Origin of the sequence: Streptomyces vietnamensis (assembly GCF_000830005.1) — a bacterium.
In the GTDB taxonomy this organism is placed as follows: domain Bacteria; phylum Actinomycetota; class Actinomycetes; order Streptomycetales; family Streptomycetaceae; genus Streptomyces; species Streptomyces vietnamensis.
Genome location: NZ_CP010407.1, coordinates 6,894,201 through 6,907,456, shown reverse-complemented (window position 1 = coordinate 6,907,456; position 13,256 = coordinate 6,894,201). Strand labels below are relative to the sequence as shown.

The window sequence follows — 13,256 nt, the reverse complement described above, 5'->3', positions numbered from 1 at the left end:
GTAGCGGGGGCGATCCTGACGACGGGTCAACTGGCTCCGTGGCCGGGGGCGATCCCCTCGACGCGGTCGGCGAGCTCGAAGTCCTTCTCGGTGATGCCGCCGACGGAGTGGGTGCTCACGGCGAGGGCGACCGTGTCGTAGCCGAGGGTGAGGTCGGAGTGGTGGTTCAGCTCCTGCTGGATCTGGGCCACGTGGATGACGAACGCGGTCGCCGCGAAGTGGTCCTCGAACCGGTAGTTCCGGGCGAGCCGGTCCTCGTGGACGGACCAGCCGGGAAGCTCCCTCAGGCGGTCCTCGATCTCCTTCTGCGACAGCGGCTGCGTGGGCACGGCGGTGCTCCCTCCGGTCGGGTGGTGCGGGGTGACGGGGTGACGGACAGGGGCCCCGGGGGGAAAGCTACCCGGCGTCCCCCTCTGGGATACCGTCTGGCCATGACAACTGTCGTGAGCGACACGGGGGTAGGGCCGCTGCTGCGCGGATGGCGTGAGCAGCGGCGGCTGAGCCAGCTGGAGCTGGCGCTGCGCGCGGACTCCTCGGCGCGGCACATCTCGTTCGTGGAGACGGGCCGCGCCCGGCCGAGCGAGGACATGGTCCTGAAGCTCGCCGAGCACCTGGACGTGCCGGTGCGGGAGCGGAACGCGCTGCTGCTCGCGGCGGGATACGCGCCCCGGTACGCGGAGTCGCCGCTCGACGCGCCGCGCCTCGAGACGCTGCGCTGGGGCATCCAGCAGCTGCTCGACGGGTACGAGCCGTATCCGGCGCTGGTGGTCGACGGCACGTACACGGTGGTGGCGGCCAACCGGGGGATCGAGCTGCTGCTCGGCGGGCTTCCGGAGCACCTCCTGACCCCGCCGATGAACGCGATGCGGCTCACGCTGCACCCGGAGGGCCTGGCGCCCCGGATCCGGAACCTACGAGAGTGGCGGGGCCACCTCCTGGCCCAGATGGACCGTCAGATCGCGCTGGCCCGTTCGGAGCAGCTGCGGGAGCTGTACGAGGAGGTGGCGGGCTATCCGCTGCCGGAGCGGATCGACCCGGAGGACCGGCCGGACGCGGAGCCGTACCCGTACTTCGCGCTGCCGCTGCGGATCGAGCACGACGGGCGGGTGCTGTCGTTCGTGTCGTCGATCTCGACGTTCAACACGCCGATGGACGTGACCGTCGCCGAGCTGGCCATCGAGACGTTCCTCCCGGCCGACCCGGAGACGGTCGCGTACCTGCGGTCCCTCAACGCGTAGCGGACGCGACGGCCCTGAGGGCGGCCCACTGGAGTGCGGCGAAACCGGCGACGGTGACCGCCTGCATCGGGGTCCACACCAGGCCGGCGGTGGTCGGCTCCAGCCAGGCGACGAGGGCGACGATGCTGAGGACGGCCCAGAGCACGTTGGCGTCGACGACGAGCTTCACGGCGAGCGCCGGGGGCTGCGGGCGGCTCGCGAGCCAGGCGACGCCCGCGGCGAACGCGGTGAGGAAGAGGCCGAGTTCGAGGAGGAGTCCGGCGTCGACGCCGAGGAGTTCGCCGAGGGGGCCGGAGGCGGCGGCGTAGGCGATCCCGTTGGCCCCGGTGACGACGGCGTCGAGGGCGAGGAAGCGGCGCACCGCGGACTGGGGGCGGGTGGTGCGGGCGAGGCCGGCGAGCAGGGCCTGGGACATGGCGGATCACCCTCCAAAAGGGGGACGTTCGTGCTGGTGGTGGGCCCGGAGCCCGAGCGGAGTGCGCCGCCCGGGTTCCGGTGTTCATGAGCATGCCGGGCGGCGCGGAGGGGGTCGATTACCTGCCGGGTAATGCGGGTCTCCGGACAGCCGTCTCACCACTCCCCCCGGGGTGAGTAGTCTTCGCGCCGGGGTGGCCGGAACCGGTGCCCGAAGGGGGAGAACGCAGATGGCGAGAAACAGGAAGCGGGCCCGCATGGTGGCCGCCGGGGGCGATCACAAGGTGACGCCCGCGGAACTCTTCTTCGACCTGGTGTTCGTGTACGCGATCACGCAGGTCACCGCCCTGATGGCGGCCGCGCCCTCACCGGCGCGGATGGTGGGCGCGATGGTCGTCCTCGCGCTGCTCTGGTGGTGCTGGTGCGCCTTCGCCTGGCTGGGCAATGTCGTACGGGCCGATTCCGGCGCCCTGTTCGGCGTCCTCGTCACCGTCATGGCCGTCGTCCTGATCGTGTCCCTCGCCGTGCCGAAGGTCTTCGCGGACGCGCCGGAAGGGCTCTCCCCGCCGCTGGTGTTCGTGCTCTGCTACGGCGCGGTGCGCATCCTGCACCTGGTCTCGTACTGGGTCTCCAGCCCGGGGGACGCCGCGCTGCGGGCCACCCTGCGGCGTACGGCCATGGCGTCCGTGCTGCCGCCGCTGGTGCTGCTGCTCATCGGCTGCGCGTACGACGGCCGGGCCCAGCTCCTGTGGTGGCTGGGGGCGGTGGCCGTCGACTACGGCGGCATCTACATCACCGGTTCCTCCGGCTGGCGGGTCAACTCCCCCGGGCACTTCGCCGAGCGGCACGGCCTGATCGTGATCATCGCCCTGGGCGAGTCCATCGTGGCGATGGGCGTCGGCGTCGGCAGCTTCCCGCTCTCGTACGCGGTGCTCGGCGGCGCGGCGGCCGGACTGCTGCTCTCGGCCGGGTTGTGGTGGCTGTACTTCCGGCAGCTCGGCGAGGCCGCGGAGCACCGTCTCTCCGAGCTCGACGGCGACGACCGCACCCGCTTCGCCCGGGACGTCTACACCTTCCTGCACCTGCCGCTGGTCGCCGGGATCGTGCTCTGCGCGCTCGGGATGAAGAAGGTCCTCCAGCAGGTCGCCGACACCGGGCACTACGACCTGGCCGAGCCGCTGCACGGCGCCGTGGCCTGGTCGCTGACCGGGGGCGTCGGCGTCTATCTGCTCGGCGCCGCCGCGATCGTGCTGCGCACCTCGGGCCGGCGGCCGACCGCGCTGGCCGTGGGCGGGGTGTGCTGCCTGGCGGCGGGCCCCCTGGTCGGCCTGGTCCCGGCCCTGGTGGCCCTCGCGGTCCTCGCCGCGGCGGCGGCGGTCCTCGTGGGACTGCACACCAGGCGGGGCGCGCGGCCGGTCACGGAGGGGGAGGCGTCCTGAGACGGGGGCGGCCGCTCCGAGGGGCCGGTCAGTCGGAGGCCTGAGGCAGGGGGCGATCGCACCGAGAGGCCGGTCCGCCCAGGGCCTGAGGCAGGGGGCGATCGCACCGAGAGGCCGGTCCGCCCAGGGCCTGAGGCCGGGGGGCGATCGCACCGAGAGGCCGGTCCGCCCAGGGCCTGAGGCCGGGGGGCGATCGCACCGAGAGGCCGGTCCGCCCAGGACCTGAGGCCGGGGGGCGATCCCTCGGAGGTCGGCGCGCCTAGAACCTTCACGGGCCCCGTGCGTCCCATGCCCGAGGCGGCGGCCCGGTGGCCGTGGCGGCGGCTTGGAGGAACGTGGCGCTTCGTCGCGCGCGGCCGGGACGTTCGTACGAGATCCAAAAGATGGGCCCGCCGCCCCATCCGCGTCATCGCCACACTGGCCCCATGGCTCCCACCGGCCCCACCCTCATAGGTTCCGTCCGTCGAGCGCTGGCTCTTCTCGAACTCGTCGCCGAGCACCACGAGCTCACCGCCAAGCGCCTCTCACGGATGACCGGGGTGCCCCTGGCCACCACGTACCACCTGCTGCGCACCCTCGTCCACGACGGTCATCTGCGCCACGAGCGCGGGACGTTCCGGCTCGGGCCCGCCGCGCCCCGGCTCGCCGGGCCGGGGCACGGGCACGGCACGCGGCTGCCCGAGTGGCTGCGGGTGCTCGGTGAGGAGCTCGACGCGCCCGTCTCCTACGCGGTCATGGACGGGGACGAGGTCGAGCTCGTGATCCGCGTGGACGCCCCGGGGCGGCCGGCCGCCGAGGAGTGGGCGGAGTTCCGCGCCACCGCGCACGCCCACGCGCTCGGGCAGTGCCTCCTCGCCCAGCTGGACCCGGAGGCCCGCCGGGCGTATCTGGCGCGGCGGCCGGTGCGCCGGCTGACGCCGCGGACGGTCCCGGACGAGGAGGCGCTGATGCGCAGGCTGGCCGGGATCCGGCGGGGCGCGCCGGTGGTCGAGCGGGAGGAGTACATGCTCGGCACGGTGTGCGGGGCCGTGCCGATCACGGTCGGCGGGGTCCACTCGGCGGTGGGTTTCTCGCTGCCGGTGGACGAGGAGGACCGCCTGGAGGAGACGGCGCTGCGGCTGCGGAAGCGGCTCGAACGGGCGTTGACGGCCCACGCCTTCACCGTCCTGACTTGAGGCCGGAACGGACGGCGGCCCCCCGGAGGTGTGCTCCGGGAGGCCGGTCCCGGGGTCAGCCCAGGGGGCCTTCCCGGCGGAGGCGGTCCTCCCGGTGGGCGGGCGGCTCGGGGGTCGGCGCGGGGGCGGACACGGGCACCGGGGCTCCCGGCTCGGGGGCGGTGCGTTCGGTGCGCCGGGCGCGGGAGGCCTCGGCGCGCAGCAGGGCCTGGAGGACGGCGTACGGGTCGACGGGCATGGCGAAGCTCCTTGTGGTGCGGGGGTGATGTGGGGGGGAACTGCGGGGAGGCGGGGCCTCTCAGCAGCGCATCACCACGCACCGGAGCGCGTCGCCGCGCGGGGCGGGTACGGGGGCGGGGGCCGGGATCCGGAGGTGGAATCGGGGGCCGTGGGGCCGGGCCCCGTGCCCGAAGGGGCGGAGGCGCGTGCCGTACCGGCGGGCCCGGCCGGGGAGTCCGGCCGGGGTGGCGACCTGGTCGTGGGTCTCGCCGCCCGGGTCGGAGGCCGGGGCGGCAGCGGCCGCGGCGCGCGTCTCGGCGACGGGGAGCGCGGTGGCGACCCCGGCGCCGAACAGGGCGGCGAGGACGAGGAGGAGCGCGATCCACCGGTGCCGGCCCCGGTCCGGGCGCGTCCGGCGCCCCGCCGGGGTGGCGGGCGCGGCGGGCGTCTGGCGCGCGGGGCTCACGGAGATCCGTACTGCCCCGCCGTACGCCCGGCACGCGCCCCCGGCCGGAGATCCGCCCGGGCGGCCTACGCGCGGCCCCCGGATTCACCGCCCCGGCCGTCAGCCCCGGGTCGCGGCGCGCTGCTTGCGGGCCGCCATCCACGCGTACACGAGCACGCCGGCGAAGAGGAACAGGACGCCCTGGTAGACGGCGGCGTAGCCGGATCCGGCGACCAGCCAGAGGGAGAAGCCGAAGGCGGCGAGGGCGAGGACGCCGTCGCGGGCGAGCCGGGCCCCGGACACCTTCTCGGACTGTCCGGAGAGCAGGAAGTAGATCTGGGCGGCGGTGGACAGCAGGTAGGGCACGGTGGCGGTGAAGGTGGTGACGAGGACGAGGATCTCGAAGACGCCCTTCGTGCCGGCCGTGTAGTTGTAGACGGTCAGGAGCGAGGCGAGGACGACGGTGACGAGGACGCCGACCGTCGGGACGCCGCGCCGCTTGACCGTGAAGACCTTCGGGAAGAGGCCGTCGCGGGCGGCCGCGTAGGGGGCCTGGGCGCTGAGCAGGGTCCAGCCGTTGAGCGCGCCGAGGATGCTCACCATGGCCATGCAGGCGACGAGGGTGCCGCCCCAGGAGCCGCCGAACATGGCGTTCGTGGCGTCGGAGAAGGGCGCGGTGGAGGTGACGAGCCTGTCGTGGGGGACGGTGCCGAAGACGGAGAGGGTGCCGAGCAGGTAGACCGCGGCGGCGCCGAGGGTGCCGAGGACGGTGGCGCGGCCGACGTTGCGGCGGGGGTCGCGGACCTCGCCGGCGCTGACGGCGGCGGACTCGACGCCGAGGTAGCTGAAGAGCAGGATCGCGGCGGAGGCGGAGACCGCGCCGAGCGTGCCGCCCCCGCCCGCCTGGAACGGTCCGAGGTTGGCGCTGTCGAAGAAGAACAGGCCGCCGACGGCGACCAGGATCAGCGGGACGAACTTGAGCACGGTCGCGACGATCTGCACGACGCCGACGTAGCGGGTGCCGGCCAGGTTGGCGAGTGCGGGCAGCCACTGGAAGGCCAGGGCGGCGGCGATCGTGGCGAGCTTGGACTCGTGGACGGGGACGATCACGTCGAGGTAGCCGACGGCGGCGACGGCGAGGGCCGCGTTGGAGACCCAGGCGGTGATCCAGTACGACCAGGCGGCGAGGAAGCCGGCGAAGTCGCCGAAGGCGGCGCGGGCGTAGACGTAGGGTCCGCCGGTCTGCGGCAGGCGGTGGGCGAGGCGGCCGAAGACGAGGGCGAGGGCGATCGCGCCGAGGGTGAGGACGCCGAAGGCGACGAGGCTGACGGTGCCGTAGGGGGCGACGGAGGCGGGCAGCAGGAAGATTCCGCCGCCGATGATGTTGCCCATGACCAGGGCGGTCGCGATGGGGAGTCCGAAGCGGCGGGCGTGCTTGGTGCCCTCCTGCTGTGCCGCGTCCCGCTGTGGAGTTGTGGTGGCCGTGCTCATGGGGTGGTGCGCCTTCCGTCGTACAAATCCGAACCATCGTCCGGTAACGGCGAACAGGCGCCCAAATCAGTGGTTTTTGTCCTGCGCGACCGGGTCTTCAACCGGAAGAAGTGATTCCGAAGCGCTTGTGGACGGGGAAATCTCCATCTGACCCAGCTGGCCCGGCTGCCCCACTTGCCCTACCTGCCCCACCTGCCCCACCTGCCCCAGCGGCACCTGCGGCCCCGAGGACTCGCGCAGCCAGCGCCGCAGCACCCGGTGCACCCGCTCCGCCCCCACCAGCTCCTCGCCCTCCCCCACCGGCGGCGACAGGTCCGGCGGCGAGAGCAGGAAGGCGTGCGACTGCTCGCCGCCCAGGCCGCCGTGCGAGCCGATCTGCTCCTCGAAGGCGTGCACGGTGCCCGTCGCCGGGTCGTACATGGAGTTGACCATGATGTCCGCGACGTGCGGGAAGCCGTCCGTGCGCCGCACCGCCCGCGCCGCGCCCCGCCCGAAGACCGCGAGCGGCCCGTCGTCCGTGAGCTCGGCGACCGGCACCTCCACCCCGTCGCGGGCGAGCACCACCGAGCCGTGCTCGGCGCTCGCCACGAGCACGAAACCGATCCCCGGATGGTGCGCGAGGGTGCGGAGCAGCGCCGGATGGCGGCGGTCGATCTCCTCCCGGGTCATCCGGTGCGGCACGTCGGGGAAGGAGACGAGGCCCAGGTTCCCCGAGGCGAGGACCACCGGCTCGGAGGGCCGGGCGGGCAGCTCCCGCGCCGTCTCGCCGCTCTCGTCCACCGGCCGGTGCAGCGCGCTGCGCAGCGCGTCCCTCGCCGCGTCCCGCGCCTCCGATCCTCCCCCAGACTCCGTCCGGGGGTGCCCCCTGCGGGTCCGCCGCACCCGGCGCGGCACCGGGAGCCCGCACCCGGCCCGTACGAGCTCCTTGAGCGTCAGACCGTACGCCGACTCGAAGGTCTCGCCGGGGCTCTGCCCGTGGTCGGAGAGCAGCACGATCCGGTACGGACGCGGGGCGTGCTCGGCGACGGTCGCGATGAGCGCGATCGCCCGGTCGAGGCGCGCCAGGACCTGGTCGGTGTCGCGGCCGTGCGGTCCCGAGTGGTGCGCCACCTCGTCGTACGCGACGAGGTCGGCGTAGACCGCGGTCCGCCCGGCCAGCATGTCGCCCATCACCGCGGAGACCACGACGTCCCGCTCGACGACCGTCGCGAAGGCCCGGACGAAGGGGTACGTGCCGCCGCGCGAGACCCTCGGGGTCTCCCGGCGCAGCCGTGCCCGCGTCGACTGGTACACCTCCCGGACGCACTCGGCGACGAGCGATCCGGCGGTGCGGACGGCGTTGGCCGGGTCGGAGAAGTACGCGAAGTAGCCTGCCCGGGAGCGGTTGCGGCGGCCGCGCCGGGCGGCCATCGACAGGACGAGGGCGAGCTGGTCGGCGCCGCCGCTGAAGAGGTTGCCCCGGGAGGCCCCGTCGACGGTGAGGAGACCACCGTCCCCGGTGCGGCGCACGGCCCGGCGCTGGAGCTCGACGGCGCTCGCCGGGCGGTTCGACACCATGATCCGGCCGGTGTCCTTCTCGTACCAGCGGAAGGCGGGCACGTCGTGGTTGGAGCCGTGCAGGATGCCGAGCTGGCTGGCGCCGGTCTGGCTGGACCAGTCGGTGCGCCAGGGGGTGAGCCGGTGGCCGGCGTCCAGCCAGCGCGCGACGGTCGGCATGAGGCCGTCGGCGACGGCGCCGCGCAGCACGTGGTGGCCGACGCCGTCGAGCTGGAGGAAGACCGTGCCCGGCACGACCTCCGCCGTGTCGCCGGGGTCGCGGGGGCGGGTGCGGCCGGTGAGCCGGTAGAGCCGGCGCCGGTAGGCGTCGTCGTCGCGGACGGCGAGGGCCGTGGAAGTGGCGGAGGCGACCGCGGACATGACGGCGGCGACCACGACGGCCGTCTCGGGGGCGGCGGCGCCGCGCCCGTCGGGGATCAGCCAGAGCGCGACGAGCAGCAGGGAGCCGTTGAGGAAGAAGACGAGCAGGCCGAGGAGGAGAGCCGGGACGAGCAGCAGGGCCCGCACGATCAGCGGCCAGACGAGCGCGACGAGCAGACCGAAGGCGCCCGCGGCCGTGGCGGCGGTGAGGGCGGTCCTGGTGAAACTGTCGCCGTCGGCGGACTGGAGCTGGAAGTCGGGAAGGAGGCCGGCGAGGAGGAGCATCGTGAGCGTGGACACCGCCCAGACGACGATCACCCGCGTCACCGTCCTGCCCGCGGACCGCCAGCGGTCGGCGCCACCCCATCGCCCGTCACCCACGCCCGCTTCACCTTTCGCCCGTTTCCTGCCTCAAGCGTGGCACAACGGGCCCGATCGGGCGGGACATGTGTCAGGAGTCAGGGGTTCAGGAGCCGTCGTACCCGGCGGTGGGCATCGAGAGCCGCCGGTGCACCCCCGCCTTGGCGGCCGTGTCGTACGGGGGTTCGTCAAGTCCGACGGTCTCCACCCGCACGCCGCGCCGCTCGCACTCGGCGCGGAAGCCGGACACGGAGGTCAACGCGCGGGCGAGGACCCGTTCGTTGGCGGCCACGAAGAGGTCCACCGTCCCGGCCTCCACGTCGGCCCAGAGCTCCGCGTGGTCGGGGCGGATTCCGTAGCAGAACAGCTGACGGGCCAGCACGTACCCCTTGTCGTCGGCCCAGCGGGCACACACCGCGTGCTGGCCGCGCGTGTCGACAAGGAAGGGGTCGCTGTCCAGCTCTTCGAGCGGGGTGAGGCTGGCGATCGCCGCCACCCGAACGTCGTCCATGGGCCGACCCTACTGCCGGAAGGTGACGCCCGAACATCCTCCGGAGCATGCTCCGGACATTTACTCTCGTTACGGAACGAGCACGGACGACCGAGAGCAGAAGGGCGGCATGCCGGTGGAGGTCACCTGGTGGGGGCACGCGACCTGCACGGTCGAGGACTCCGGGGTCCGTTTCCTCACCGATCCGCTGTTCACGCGGCGGCTCGCCCATCTGCGCCGGCGGCGCGGCGCCCTGCCGCCGCCCGAGGCGGCCCGCGCCGAGGTCGTCCTCGTCTCGCACCTGCACGCCGACCACCTCCACCTCCCCTCGCTCGGCCTGCTCCCGCCGGGGACGCGGATCCTCGTGCCGCGCGGCGCGCCCGCCGCCGTACCCGGGCTCCGCAGGCTCGACAGGGCCGGGCTGCGGCTGACCGAGGTGGAGCCGGGCGACACGGTGACGGTGGAGGGCGTGACGGTACGGGCCGTCCCGGCGCTCCACGACGGGCGGCGGCTGCCGGTGGGGCCGCACCGCTCCCCCGCGCTCGGGTACGTCGTCGAGGGCGAGGCGCGCACGTACTTCGCCGGGGACACCGGCCTGTTCGACGGCATGGCGGACGCGGTGGGCCCGGTGGACGTGGCCCTGCTGCCGGTCGGCGGCTGGGGCCCGTACCTCGGGCACGGCCACCTCGACGCGGGGCGGGCGGCCCAGGCGCTCGCCGCGCTGTCGCCGGCGGCGGCGGTGCCGGTGCACTTCGGCACGTACTGGCCGATCGGGCTCGACGGGGTCCGGCCGCACGAGTTCCACTCACCGGGCGACGAGTTCGTCCGCCACGCGGCCCGGCTCGCGCCGAAGGTGGCGGTCCACCTCCTCGGTCACGGCGACCGGGTGCGGCCGGAGGTCGCGCGGTGACGGGAGGGCTCGTGGAGGCTCTCGTGGAGGCCGGAGGTCGCGCGGTGACGGGCGGTCGTGCCGTGTCCGGCGGACCCGTACGGCCGGAGGTCGCGCGGTGATCGGTGGGCTCACCGGCATGGTCACGGCGGTGCGCGAGCTGCCGCCGGAGTCGACGCAGCAGGCGGTCGGCTATCCCTCGCTGTTCCTGCTCGTGGCGCTCGGCGCGCTCGTGCCGGTCGTGCCGACGGGCGCGATCGTCAGTTCGGCGGCGGTCGTAGCCTTCCACCAGTCCTCGCCGTTCTCGCTGCTCTTCGTCTTCCTGGTGGCGGCGTTCGCCGCCTGCCTCGGCGACACGGCGCTGTACTGGCTCGGGCAGCGCGGGGTCCGTTCCCGCAACGGCTCCAGGTGGCTGGCCGCGCTGCGCTCCCGGGTGACGGCGGACCGGCTCGCGCACGCGCAGGAGCGGCTCGACACGCACCAGGTGTCGGTGCTCGTGCTGTCCCGGCTCGTGCCGGCGGGGCGGATCCCGGTGATGCTGGCGTGCCTGCTCGCGGAGATGCCGCTGCGCCGCTTCGTCCGGGCGGACGTGGCGGCCTGCCTGGCGTGGGCGGCGACGTACCAGCTGATCGGGATCCTGGGCGGTTCGCTCTTCCCCGAGCCCTGGCAGGGAGTCGTCGCGGCGGTGGGTCTGACGGTGCTGATCAGCGCGGTCCCGGCGCTGTGGCGGCGGCTTCGGGGCACTCCCCGGGAGGCGCCGTCAGGGCACGAGCACCCGTGAGCCGCCGATCGGCAGGTCCCACAGGTCCTCGCGGGGCAGACCGGTCTTCTCCCAGGCGGCCCTGACCCGGGTGAGGGGTTCGAGGACCGGCTCGGAGGAGAGCACGAAGGTGGCCCAGTGCATGGGCGCCATCCGCCGCGCGCCGAGGTCCTGGTGGGCGCGGACCGCCTCCTCCGGGTCGGTGTGGACGTCGCTGAGCCACCAGCGCGGGTCGTACGCGCCGATCGGGAGCAGCGCCAGGTCGATGCCGGGGTGGCGGCGGCCGATCTCGGCGAACCAGTGGCCGTACCCGGTGTCCCCGGCGAAGTGGATCCGGCGCCCGGCCCGGTCGGTGAGCACCCAGCCGCCCCACAGGGAGCGGCAGGTGTCCAGGAGGGTGCGCTTGGACCAGTGGTGCGCGGGGACGAAGTCGAAGCGGACGCCGTCGAGTTCGGCGGCCTCCCACCAGTCGAGCTCGGTGACGCGGCTGAACCGGCGGCGGGTGAACCAGCGGCCGAGTCCGGCCGGGACGAAGACCGGGGTGTGCCGGGGCAGCCGCTTGAGGGTGGGGCCGTCGAGGTGGTCGAAGTGGTTGTGGCTGATGACGACGGCGTCGACGGGCGGCAGGTCCTCCCAGCGGACCCCGACGGGGGTGAGCCGGGCCGGGGTGCCGAAGATGCGGCGGGACCAGACCGGGTCGGTGAGGACGGTGAGTCCGCCGATGCGCAGGACCCAGCTGGCGTGGCCGACCCAGGTGACGGCGAGGGTGTCGGGCCCGGCGGGCGGCAGCGGGCCGGGCTCGAAGGGCAGCAGGGGGATGTCGCTGAGACCCTCGGGGCGGGGGCGTACGGCTCCTTCGCGGGCGAAGCGGGCCAGGGCCCGGACGCCGGGGAGGGGCGCGGTGAGCCGGTCGGCGAAGGTGCGGGGCCAGTCCTGCCGGAGCCGGCCGAGGGGCTGGAGGACGGGGGCGGGGGGCGTGACCCGGCCGGGGTGGTACGGGGCCTGTCCGGCCCGGGCGGGGGGTGCCGTCCGTTCGGTCATCTGCGGGCTCCGTTCCGCTCGTGCTCGGCGCGTCGTGGAGGGCTGGTGGGACAGCTGCGCACGGCCGCGGTCGCCGTCATCGGAGTTCCTCCAGGGCCCCTCCGAAGTCTTCCAACGCCCGTGCCACGTACGGCAGTTCCACGGGATCGGCGACCCTGAAGGTCTCGGCGCGCTCCTCCTCGGTGGCGCCGAGGAACATGCCGGTGCCGAACCGGACGCGCAGCGCGCCGAGTTCGTCGCCGAAGCGGTGGCCGCCGGTCGCCGGGGCGCCGAGCCGCGCGGTGAGGTGGCTCTCCAGTTCCAGGGAGTCGGTGACGCCGCGGGCGGCGAGCCCGGCGCGCAGCGGGCCGAGGTCGGCGTAGAGGTGGCGGCCGGCCTGCGGGGGCCTGGCGAGGGCTCCGGCGGCGAGGACGGTGCGGTGCGCGGCCGCCGCGAGGAGCCCGTGGGTGGTGGCGGCGCGCCGGGCCCGTACGGTGACGTCCTCCGGCTCGTCGAGGGCGTGGGCCATGGCGGGGGCCACGGGCCCTGGGACGAGGGCGCCGAGGGCGGTGAGCACGTCGAGGACGCGGGCCCTGCGGTCGGTCCAGCGGTCGGCGCGCGACGGGTCGGTGGGCGGGAAGCGGACGGCGGCGCAGGGCCAGGCGGCGGGGGTGAGGGCGCCGCCGAGGTCGGTGAGGATCGTGACGTCGTCGGGACACATCTCGGCGGGGCTGAGCAGCACGGTGTCGTGCGGGTGGTGGAGGGTGTCGCGCCAGGTCTCGTCGCTGATGACGTGGAGGCCCTCGGCGACGGCGGCCTCGCAGGCCTCGCGGACGAGCTCGGGCGGGGCGACGGTGGCGGTGGGGTCGTCGGCGACGGAGAGCAGCAGGACCCGGGGGTCGCCGCCCTCGGCGCGGATCCGCCGGACGGTCTCCAGGAGGGCGTACGGATCGGGGACGCCGCCCGCCTCGACGGACGTGGGCACGTGGTAGGCGGGGCGGCCGAGGAGCCGGGCCTGCGGGGTCCACCAGGCGGGGCAGGGTCGGGGCAGCAGGAGGTCGCCGCCGTGGGCGGCGATCAGGGCGAGGAGGAGGGCGGGGGCGCCGGGGGCGGCGACCACGTCCTCGGGGTGGGTGCGCAGGCCGCGGCGCCACCAGTAGCCGGCAGCGGCCTCGCGCAGGACGGGCCCGCCGCCGGGCGGCTCGGGGGCGGTCCGCCCGGCGGCCGCGGCGAGGATCCCGGCGAGTCCGGGCAGGACGGGGAGGCCGGTGCCGAGGCCGGTGTCGGGTGCGGGGGGTCCGTAGCGCACCGGGCCGCGGCCTTCCGGAGCCGTCTGCCGCATGTCCCGTACCTCCTGAACGCACGGGGGCGCCGGGCAGGCACCCCCCGTGCCCTTTAT

The 13,256-nt window shown here is 74.9% G+C and carries 14 protein-coding genes; 5 read left to right on the top strand and 9 right to left on the bottom strand.

Translation table 11 applies throughout. The features are described from left to right. Nucleotides 1–26: 26 nt before the first annotated feature. Nucleotides 27–329 (bottom strand): 4a-hydroxytetrahydrobiopterin dehydratase, encoded by a 303-nt coding sequence (locus SVTN_RS30995; RefSeq protein ID WP_041132062.1) that lies wholly within the window; start codon nt 327–329, stop codon nt 27–29. Between the two features lie 102 nt (nt 330–431). Between SVTN_RS30995 and SVTN_RS30990 the strand changes: the two genes are divergently transcribed. After that, nucleotides 432–1,238: a helix-turn-helix domain-containing protein gene (locus SVTN_RS30990; RefSeq protein ID WP_041132061.1), complete on the top strand. Its 807-nt coding sequence runs from the start codon at nt 432–434 to the stop codon at nt 1,236–1,238. On the opposite strand, the gene SVTN_RS30985 is transcribed toward SVTN_RS30990, so the two are convergent. Further along, nucleotides 1,228–1,653, bottom strand: a complete 426-nt coding sequence (locus tag SVTN_RS30985; RefSeq protein WP_041132060.1) for a hypothetical protein — start codon at nt 1,651–1,653, stop codon at nt 1,228–1,230. The genes SVTN_RS30990 and SVTN_RS30985 overlap by 11 nt on opposite strands. 229 nt (nt 1,654–1,882) lie before the next feature. On the opposite strand from SVTN_RS30985, the gene SVTN_RS30980 reads away from it, so the two are divergent. Both SVTN_RS30980 and SVTN_RS30975 read left to right on the top strand, forming a co-directional pair. Continuing rightward, nucleotides 1,883–3,091: a low temperature requirement protein A gene (locus tag SVTN_RS30980; RefSeq protein ID WP_041132059.1), complete on the top strand. Its 1,209-nt coding sequence runs from the start codon at nt 1,883–1,885 to the stop codon at nt 3,089–3,091. A gap of 425 nt (nt 3,092–3,516) precedes the next feature. Beyond that, complete coding sequence (locus SVTN_RS30975) at nt 3,517–4,266, top strand: IclR family transcriptional regulator (protein ID WP_041132058.1); 750 nt, start codon at nt 3,517–3,519, stop codon at nt 4,264–4,266. A gap of 55 nt (nt 4,267–4,321) precedes the next feature. Here SVTN_RS30975 and SVTN_RS30970 read toward each other — a convergent pair whose 3' ends face one another. The 5 genes from SVTN_RS30970 to SVTN_RS30950 all read right to left on the bottom strand — a co-directional run bounded on the left by SVTN_RS30970 (nt 4,322) and on the right by SVTN_RS30950 (nt 9,209). Continuing rightward, the gene (locus tag SVTN_RS30970) at nt 4,322–4,504 is read right to left on the bottom strand and encodes a hypothetical protein (RefSeq protein ID WP_041132057.1); all 183 of its coding nucleotides are present in this window, start codon (nt 4,502–4,504) and stop codon (nt 4,322–4,324) included. Nucleotides 4,505–4,564: 60 nt separating this feature from the next. Beyond that, entirely contained in the window at nt 4,565–4,951 is a 387-nt protein-coding gene (locus SVTN_RS30965; RefSeq protein WP_041132056.1) for a hypothetical protein, read from the bottom strand. Between the two features lie 99 nt (nt 4,952–5,050). Further along, nucleotides 5,051–6,421: an amino acid permease gene (locus tag SVTN_RS30960; RefSeq protein ID WP_041132055.1), complete on the bottom strand. Its 1,371-nt coding sequence runs from the start codon at nt 6,419–6,421 to the stop codon at nt 5,051–5,053. A gap of 66 nt (nt 6,422–6,487) precedes the next feature. Then, entirely contained in the window at nt 6,488–8,719 is a 2,232-nt protein-coding gene (locus tag SVTN_RS30955; protein WP_041132054.1) for an alkaline phosphatase family protein, read from the bottom strand. 85 nt (nt 8,720–8,804) lie between these two features. Next, the gene (locus tag SVTN_RS30950; protein ID WP_041132053.1) at nt 8,805–9,209 is read right to left on the bottom strand and encodes a recombinase family protein; all 405 of its coding nucleotides are present in this window, start codon (nt 9,207–9,209) and stop codon (nt 8,805–8,807) included. A 109-nt stretch (nt 9,210–9,318) separates the two neighbouring features. On the opposite strand from SVTN_RS30950, the gene SVTN_RS30945 reads away from it, so the two are divergent. Continuing rightward, nucleotides 9,319–10,098: an MBL fold metallo-hydrolase gene (locus SVTN_RS30945; RefSeq protein WP_041132052.1), complete on the top strand. Its 780-nt coding sequence runs from the start codon at nt 9,319–9,321 to the stop codon at nt 10,096–10,098. A 118-nt stretch (nt 10,099–10,216) separates the two neighbouring features. Next, the gene (locus SVTN_RS30940) at nt 10,217–10,858 is read left to right on the top strand and encodes a DedA family protein (RefSeq protein WP_041134415.1); all 642 of its coding nucleotides are present in this window, start codon (nt 10,217–10,219) and stop codon (nt 10,856–10,858) included. Here the strand turns inward: SVTN_RS30940 and SVTN_RS30935 are convergent. Continuing rightward, nucleotides 10,838–11,878 (bottom strand): MBL fold metallo-hydrolase, encoded by a 1,041-nt coding sequence (locus tag SVTN_RS30935; protein ID WP_041132051.1) that lies wholly within the window; start codon nt 11,876–11,878, stop codon nt 10,838–10,840. The genes SVTN_RS30940 and SVTN_RS30935 overlap by 21 nt on opposite strands. 76 nt (nt 11,879–11,954) lie before the next feature. Next, nucleotides 11,955–13,199, bottom strand: a complete 1,245-nt coding sequence (locus SVTN_RS30930) for an aminotransferase class I/II-fold pyridoxal phosphate-dependent enzyme (protein ID WP_041132050.1) — start codon at nt 13,197–13,199, stop codon at nt 11,955–11,957. Nucleotides 13,200–13,256 lie beyond the last annotated feature (57 nt).

Bases quoted from the DNA above. Each gene is read 5' to 3' on its own strand.
- SVTN_RS30935 (WP_041132051.1), bottom strand. From the start codon at position 11,878: ATGACCGAACGGACGGCACCCCCCGCCCGGGCCGGACAGGCCCCGTAC.
- SVTN_RS30975 (WP_041132058.1), top strand. From the start codon at position 3,517: ATGGCTCCCACCGGCCCCACCCTCATAGGTTCCGTCCGTCGAGCGCTG.
- SVTN_RS30950 (WP_041132053.1), bottom strand. From the start codon at position 9,209: ATGGACGACGTTCGGGTGGCGGCGATCGCCAGCCTCACCCCGCTCGAA.
- SVTN_RS30960 (WP_041132055.1), bottom strand. From the start codon at position 6,421: ATGAGCACGGCCACCACAACTCCACAGCGGGACGCGGCACAGCAGGAG.
- SVTN_RS30930 (WP_041132050.1), bottom strand. From the start codon at position 13,199: ATGCGGCAGACGGCTCCGGAAGGCCGCGGCCCGGTGCGCTACGGACCC.
- SVTN_RS30980 (WP_041132059.1), top strand. From the start codon at position 1,883: ATGGCGAGAAACAGGAAGCGGGCCCGCATGGTGGCCGCCGGGGGCGAT.
- SVTN_RS30940 (WP_041134415.1), top strand. From the start codon at position 10,217: ATGGTCACGGCGGTGCGCGAGCTGCCGCCGGAGTCGACGCAGCAGGCG.
- SVTN_RS30945 (WP_041132052.1), top strand. From the start codon at position 9,319: ATGCCGGTGGAGGTCACCTGGTGGGGGCACGCGACCTGCACGGTCGAG.
- SVTN_RS30990 (WP_041132061.1), top strand. From the start codon at position 432: ATGACAACTGTCGTGAGCGACACGGGGGTAGGGCCGCTGCTGCGCGGA.
- SVTN_RS30985 (WP_041132060.1), bottom strand. From the start codon at position 1,653: ATGTCCCAGGCCCTGCTCGCCGGCCTCGCCCGCACCACCCGCCCCCAG.
- SVTN_RS30970 (WP_041132057.1), bottom strand. From the start codon at position 4,504: ATGCCCGTCGACCCGTACGCCGTCCTCCAGGCCCTGCTGCGCGCCGAG.